Source organism: Devosia psychrophila, assembly GCF_000971275.1.
Classification (GTDB): domain Bacteria; phylum Pseudomonadota; class Alphaproteobacteria; order Rhizobiales; family Devosiaceae; genus Devosia; species Devosia psychrophila.
On sequence record NZ_LAPV01000157.1, the window covers coordinates 1 to 6,493 of the forward strand.

The window sequence follows — 6,493 nt, forward strand, 5'->3', positions numbered from 1 at the left end:
ATGACCACGGTTGCCCTGCTCTTGTTCGTTCAGTGGATCCTGAATTAAGCGAGTTTGGAATGACCGACGGCAAACTTATCCAGCTGATGAGAATTTTGGGCGATCCGCAGCGCTTCGCCATTTTTCGCCAGTTGGCCGATGCGGGTGACCTGCCAGCCGGAGCGCTTCGCGCAAAAGGGCTCTCGGCACCTGCCACAAGTTATCACTTGAAGGAAATGACTGAAGGCGGTCTGCTGAAGGTAGCTCGCCGTAAGCAGGAGCGACGTTATTCCATCAATATTGAAACGCTCGATGAGCTTGCGCGATGGGCGCACAGCGCTGTTGAAGATGCAGGGTACGCAAGGTTAATTGCTTATCTGGAGGCGACACCGGGTGAAGCGGAACCTCTAGGCGCCGGCATTGCCAAAGTGCAGGCTATTTAGACTTTCCGTCCGCATAATGGTTGGGCCTAACCCGCGCCTTTGCGACTGCTTCCGACCCCATGCACGAACCCGCTTCGCGGGAGGGTGCATGGGGCGCGATGCGGCCATTTCTTGCGTCGGAAAAGCTACAGCGGAACTGAACTGAACTGAACTGAACCAAGCTTAACGTATGATCTTGCCGCTTCTGATCGATTTTTTAACGAGCGACGGGCGCACAGCTTTCTCCGACAACTAAGGCGGGCTGGAAGGTGATATGGCGCGGCGGAACGCTGACCTTTTTTTCGATGCGTTCGACCAGCATGCGCAGCGCTGCATTGGTCATGTCGGCGACCGGGTGTTCGGTGCGGGTCAGGCGGGGCTTTAACCCGCCAACGCCAGAAATGGTGTCGGTCGAGGCGATCGAGACATCCTGGGGGCAGCTCAGCCCGATGTCGGACACGGCGCGCATTGCCCCGATTGCCATGACCCCGTTCGCTACATAGAGCGCAGTGGGGCGATTAGGCTGGCCAAGGATATCGCGCGCCACCGAATAGGCGGCGTCTTCTCTGAATTCGCCGGAACGGACATGACTTGGCTGAGGCGCGAGGCCGCGGGCAGCCATGGCCTCGATCATGCCTTCGAGCCGGCCATGGCCGGTGGAAAGCTGCATCGGGCCGGTGATCGAGCCGATATGGGTATGACCCAGATCGAGCAGATAATTGGTGACCTGGCGGCCGGCGGAGAAATTGTCCACTGTGACAGTATCGGCCTGGTCTCCCCCCAGGGAGCGCCCCAGCAGAACGGTGGGGACATCATCGAACTCATGATGGCGGTACTGGTCGGCTGCGCCGACCGGCACGATGACCGCGCCATCGCAACCAAGCGTGCGAATGCGCGCGAGAATGCGCCGCTCGGTTTCGGGCTTTTCGTCACTGTTGAAAAGCACCAAGGAGTAGCCCCAGGCGGCCACCGCCGCCTCGGCTGAGGACACCATGCGCGCATAGAACGGATTGGCGAGATCGGCCACGGCCAGGGCAATGAGCTGGCTGCGCCCGCGCCGCAAATTGCGGGCCACAAGAGATGGGGAATAGCGCAGGTCGCGGATGGCTGAGAGCACGCGCGCCCGCAGGTCAGGGCTGACATAGGCGGTGTCGTTGACGACGGCCGATACGGTAGCCGTCGATACGCCCGCAGCCTTTGCAACATCCTTGATCGTCGCCAAAAGCACACCATAGCTAATCGTTTCGCTGACTTTGAAACAACAATTCCGCCATGTCCAGCATGATTTTTGTTGCATGAGACGCAAAGTTGCGGGACGCTAGCGAAACGGTTCGGCCAGATGCTCCCGACAAGAAGCACACGTCCGAGGCGATCAATGGGAGTTGAAATCATGAGAAATCTAACGCTGGGATTGCTTGCCGCGGCCGTTGCCCTTTCCGGCTCGGTAGCCATGGGGCAGGACAAGCCGCTGCTTGGCATCGTGTCGATCAGTGCAACCGAAGCCAACAATGTCCGCTACATCCAGGGTGCCACCAAGGCAGCCGAGGAAATGGGCTGGCAGGTCAATGTTGTTGACGCTGCCGGCAATGCCGACCAGGCCAATGCTGCTATCCAGAACTTTGCCCAATTGGGCGCCGGCGCCATTATCGATATGGTGTTTCCGTTCTCATCGATCGGTGCGGGTCTCGACGCCGCCGGCTCTGCCAATATTCCCGTCGTGACCTGGGGCGGTGGGCTGGGCTCGACCGTTGCGGCCACCAACGGCTCTGGTGGGCCGATGGCCATTCCGGTTGTCGAGACCATGGTCAAGCAGATGGATGGGAAGGGCTCGATCCTGGCGCTGACCTACCGGACCGGCGAAGTCTGCCGGAATCGCGAAACGCAGATGGACGAGATCCTCGCCAAATATCCCGACATCACCGTCACAAAGAACGAAGTGCGCATTCCCGGCTATTTCGAAGACGGGGCGCAATACGCCAATGCCTGGCTGGCTTCGCACCCGGCCGGCAATGAAAACCTGGCCATCTGGGGCTGCTGGGACGATCCGGCGATCGGCGCCATTGGCTCGCTGCGTGCACAGGATCGTAGCGATGTCGCCGTCTATGGCATCAACGGCAACGCCCAGGCGCTCGAGAACATCAAGAACGGCTACATGACCGCCACGGCCTGGCAGGATAGCTTCACCGAGGGCTACAACATGGTCAAGATGCTCGAGGAGATCAAAGCCGCGGGCACCGGCTGGACGCCAAAGGCTGCCGAAGTCGCTGCCGTGCTGGTGACCAAGGACACGGTCGAGGCCTTCATCGCCGAACACCCGGAAGCCATCCAATAAGTCTGGACGTTTCGTGACCGATACGACGATCATATCGCCCATGACGGGGACGCCCACAGCGTCCCCGTTCATCGTGGCACGCCATATCGCCAAGGCCTTCGGCGGCGCGCAAGCGCTCAAGGATGTCTCGATCGACCTGCTGCCCGGCGAAGTCCACGGACTGGTGGGTGCCAATGGTGCAGGCAAATCGACGATGATCCGCATCTTGGCCGGGCTCAATCACCCTGACGCCGGCAGCATCGAGATCGACGGGCAAACGACCAACGTCGCCAATGCGCAGGCAGCGGCTGCCATGGGCATGAGCTTTATCCATCAGGAACTGGCCTTCGTGCCAGGCATGACGGTGTTGCAGAACATCATGCTGGGCGTGCCCAAGCCATCGCGGTTGGGGTTGACGGACTGGTCGGCGATCGCGCGCGAGGTTGCCCCGATCGCCAAGCGCGTCGGCATCACCGCGCCGCTCAATGCCAGCGTCAAGGGATTGTCGACGGCCGAGAACTGGCTGATCAATATCTGCCGGGCACTGGTGCGCAAGTCGCGGCTGATCGTCATGGACGAACCCACGGCGTCCTTGTCAGCCAGCGAGAGCGAAAAGCTCTTCACCATTATCCGCGACCTGTCGCGTTCGGGCGTAACCGTGCTCTACGTGTCGCATCGGCTCGACGAAATCTTGGACCTCTGCGATCGGGTATCGGTGTTCCGCGATGGTCGCTCGGTGGACGAATTTTCCCGCGCCGGACTGACGCGGCAGAAGCTGGTGGAGTCCATCGTCGGCAAGGGGCTTGACGAAACCGTCAAGCCGGTCCGGGCTGAAATGAGCCGCGAGGTGGTTCTCGACGTCGCCGATATTTCGCGCCTGCCGCGGGTCAAGAGTGTCAGCTTTGCGCTGCATCGCGGCGAGGTGCTGGGCATTGGCGGTCTCGTTGGCGCCGGCCGCACGGAACTGGCGCGCCTGATCTATGGCGCAGACCGGCCCGATGGCGGCAGCATGACCTTGTCCGGCAAGGCCTTCCGGCCCAAATCCCCCAGTGCTGCGGTCAAGGCCGGCCTGGGCCTTGTGCCCGAGGAGCGCCGCGCCGAAGGGTTGGTGTTGTCCAAAAGCGTGCTATTCAACCTCGGGCTCGCCAATCTCGACAGCCTGGTTTCCGGCAAGTTTGTGCCGCTGCTGAGCCGTAAGCGACAGGCGCATATGGCGACCGAGACGATCAAGGCGTTGGCGATTAAGACACAGGGCATGGACCAGCCGGTCGGCCGCCTGAGTGGTGGCAACCAGCAGAAGGTGGTGATCGGCCGCTGGCTGCGGCGCGAGCCCGATGTGCTGATCCTCGACGAACCCACCCGCGGCGTCGATATCGGCGCGCGCGGCGAGATTCACAAGCTGATCCGTCAGTTGGCCCAATCGGGCATGGCGGTGCTGGTTATTTCCTCCGAGCCGGACGAGTTGCCAGACCTCTGCGACCGCGTGCTGGTGATGGCCGAAGGCAGCGTGGTTCGCGAGCTGAGCGGGGATAAATTGTCGCGCAATGCGATCGTTGAAGCGAGCTACGAAGTGACCAAGCAAGGAGTCCCGGCATGAGCGATATTTCAGTTTCCGGCCGACGGCTGACGCCCCAGATGAAGGCAGGGCTCGGGATTTTTGCCCGCTATGCGACTATCCTGGGCCTTTTTGCGATGATCCTCGTCTTTTCGCTGCTGTCGCCCAAGGCTTTTCCGACGCTGGGCAACTTCACCAATGTGCTCAACCAGGCATCGCTGGCCATGATCATCGCCGGCGGGTTGACCCTGGCGGTCATCGTTGGTGAGCTCGATTTGTCCATCGGCTTTGCGGCGAGCCTACACGGCATTATCGTCACCGGCCTGATCGTCCACGACAAGCTGCCGATCCCGGTCGCAGTCGTGATCGTCGTGGCCCTTGGGGCGCTGATCGGGCTCGTCAACGGCTTCATCGTCACCAAGATCAAGGTCAATTCAGTGATCGCAACGCTTGGGGTCGGCACCATTCTCACCGGTTTTGCCTTCGCCTATTCGTCCGGGGTGCCGATCGTTGCCGGGGTGCCCGAGGCGTTCCTGCAACTGTCGCTGGGCCGCTGGCTGTTTGGCATTCCCAACAATATCGTAGTGATGGTCGTGGTTCTGGGCGCCTTGTGGACCTTGGTCGAGCGCACCTCGCTGGGCCAGGAAATCCAGGCAGTCGGCGGCAATGCCGCGGCCGCGCGGCTGGCCGGCATCGATGTCGACCGCATCAAGATCCTGGGCTTTGTGGTCTCTGGGATGTGCGCTGCGCTGACGGGCATCCTTTTGGCATCGCGCCTGGGAAGTGGTACGGCCAGCGCTGCGGACTCCTACCTGCTCACGGCCTTTGCCGCGGTCTTCCTTGGCTCCGCTACCCTGCGCGACGGCGAATTCCACGTGCTCGGCACTTTCGTCGGCGCTCTGATCATCGCCTTTGGTTTCAATGGCCTTAACATCTTCGGCGCGCCGACCTTCTCGCAATATGTGTTCCAGGGTGCCATCCTGATCGTGGCAGTGGGGCTATCGAGCCTTGGCCGGTCGCTGGCAGAAAGCTGAGGGGCGAAATGGCCGATATGTGGGACGTCTATGTGATGGAATATGCCCGGTCCAAGGATCAGCCCTGGGTCGACCTGATCTCGGGCATGTATGATGACGGGGTGATGGATCTGCCCTTTTCGTTCATCCTGGCGCGCCAGGGTGACCGCAACGTGCTGATCGATACCGGCTTCATGCAGCACGAAGAAGGGTTTTCCAACAAGTTCGGCATTCCCTACTGGGTCTCCCCGCTCCGCCTCCTGGCCGAGCTGGGCGTGACGCCCGAGGCCGTGACCGATATAGTTCTGACGCACTGCCATTTCGACCACATGGGTTCGGTCGGCGAATTCCCCAATGCCCGTATTCACCTGCAAAAAAGCGAGCTGCTGAGCTGGTACGAGGCGATCGCGCTGCCCAGGCAGTTCGGCTATCTCACGGCCATCATTGACCCCGACAACCTGCGCTCGGCGCTCGATGCCTCTATCGAACATCGCGTCATGCTGATCGATGGCGACAAGGACAATGTGCTGCCAGGCCTGCATGTCCGGCTTGGCAGCGGCCACACCGTGGGGCAGCAGTTTGTCACGATCGAAACCGTACGTGGCAAGCTGGTGATCTCCGGGGATTGCGTCTATTCGCGGCTGCAGTTGACCGGTCGCAACAATGACGGGGTCTATGTTCCCCTCAACAATGCCACCGGCAATGTCTGGGAGCAGCTCAAGACCATCGACAGGATCAACAACGAGCTGGCCGGCGACATGGATCGCCTCGTCATCCTGCACGACATTGAGCGCTGGAAGGGCCTACCCGTGGTCGCAGAGCTTGAAGGTTTTCATATCGTCAAAGTAGGCTAACTGCCAAAATGGGTCTGATCTGTTGGCAGGCTAATGGCCCAGTAGCCAAAGTTGACTTGCGCTGAGGTGGGCGGCTCCCATCACACAGGCTGAATCCGTGCGACGTCGGGATCTGTCCTAAAAATGTTCCGCCAACGCGGGTTGGTTTCTGCGGTATTCCAGGTCCAATTCGACGTTCAGCAATGTGCTGGCAACGTCCGTTTTTCGGAGCGGGCATTCGATGCGTGAACGTCCGCAATGGTGAAGGGTTTCGGGTGCCTCTTGGCGTACGAAAGCCTCTCATGCAGGAACCCGTGGTCCGCAGGTGTTGCGCTATGGGTTTTGCTGTTTTGGGGTGATCGAGTGCGTGCCTCGAACAG

6 protein-coding genes are annotated in these 6,493 nt (G+C 60.8%); 5 read left to right on the top strand and 1 reads right to left on the bottom strand.

Annotation, left to right across the window (positions count from 1 at the left end; genetic code table 11):
* Positions 1 to 422 (top strand): ArsR/SmtB family transcription factor (locus WH91_RS22780; RefSeq protein WP_052952939.1); only part of this gene is annotated, 422 nt, incomplete at its 5' end.
* A 196-nt stretch (positions 423 to 618) separates the two neighbouring features.
* On the opposite strand, the gene WH91_RS17780 is transcribed toward WH91_RS22780, so the two are convergent.
* Complete coding sequence (locus tag WH91_RS17780) at positions 619 to 1,623, bottom strand: LacI family DNA-binding transcriptional regulator (RefSeq protein WP_046172358.1); 1,005 nt, start codon at positions 1,621 to 1,623, stop codon at positions 619 to 621.
* A 168-nt stretch (positions 1,624 to 1,791) separates the two neighbouring features.
* Between WH91_RS17780 and WH91_RS17785 the strand changes: the two genes are divergently transcribed.
* Genes WH91_RS17785 through WH91_RS17800 form a run of 4 tightly spaced genes read left to right on the top strand, consistent with a single transcriptional unit; the run spans position 1,792 to position 6,134 of the window.
* Positions 1,792 to 2,733 carry a sugar ABC transporter substrate-binding protein gene (locus tag WH91_RS17785; RefSeq protein ID WP_046172359.1) on the top strand — a complete coding sequence of 314 codons (942 nt, stop codon included), beginning with the start codon at positions 1,792 to 1,794 and terminating at the stop codon, positions 2,731 to 2,733.
* A gap of 13 nt (positions 2,734 to 2,746) precedes the next feature.
* Complete coding sequence (locus tag WH91_RS17790) at positions 2,747 to 4,309, top strand: sugar ABC transporter ATP-binding protein (protein WP_244542495.1); 1,563 nt, start codon at positions 2,747 to 2,749, stop codon at positions 4,307 to 4,309.
* Positions 4,306 to 5,301, top strand: a complete 996-nt coding sequence (locus WH91_RS17795) for an ABC transporter permease (protein ID WP_046172360.1) — start codon at positions 4,306 to 4,308, stop codon at positions 5,299 to 5,301. Before WH91_RS17790 ends, WH91_RS17795 begins: the two co-directional genes overlap by 4 nt.
* A gap of 8 nt (positions 5,302 to 5,309) precedes the next feature.
* Positions 5,310 to 6,134, top strand: a complete 825-nt coding sequence (locus WH91_RS17800) for an N-acyl homoserine lactonase family protein (RefSeq protein WP_046172361.1) — start codon at positions 5,310 to 5,312, stop codon at positions 6,132 to 6,134.
* The last annotated feature ends 359 nt before the right edge of the window (positions 6,135 to 6,493 follow it).